Raw genomic sequence first — 361 nt, 5'->3', positions numbered from 1 at the left:
GGTGTTTGTGTTGGCAGTGCAGTCCACCTTTGCTAATGGGACTATTCCTTTTAATCTGGTTGCTGCAGCTTCATACTCAGGGGCAAGCCTCTTGCAATGTCCACACCATGGGGCGAAGAACTCGACTAGCATGAGCCCAGCTGAGCCCGTGTCGGAGACGCGACTCTCGAAGTTTTCGTCCGTCAGTTCCAACACGTCTGAGGCGGAGGCGAGGAGGGCCGAGGCGAGCAGCAACGCCACGCCCGGGAGCAGCGCAAGGCAGCTGAAGCGCATGGCGGCGGGATGCGGCGGGGGCAATCGGAGGGCCGGGACCAGAGAACCGAGATGGGAGAGCCCGCAATCTGCAGCCGCTGCCTGCGCT

Annotated in this window: 1 protein-coding gene; it reads right to left on the bottom strand. The window is 62.0% G+C overall.

Annotated features, from left to right (window positions below):
* Positions 1–273, bottom strand: a 273-nt coding sequence (locus KDM89_RS23000; protein WP_369123601.1) for a thioredoxin domain-containing protein, incomplete at its 3' end; no start/stop codon positions are given.
* Positions 274–361 lie beyond the last annotated feature (88 nt).

Origin of the sequence: Cognatundibacterium luofuense (assembly GCF_018139685.1) — a bacterium.
Classification (GTDB): Bacteria; Pseudomonadota; Gammaproteobacteria; order Burkholderiales; family Burkholderiaceae_D; genus Undibacterium; species Undibacterium luofuense.
This window is presented reverse-complemented; position numbering and strand designations above follow the sequence as displayed.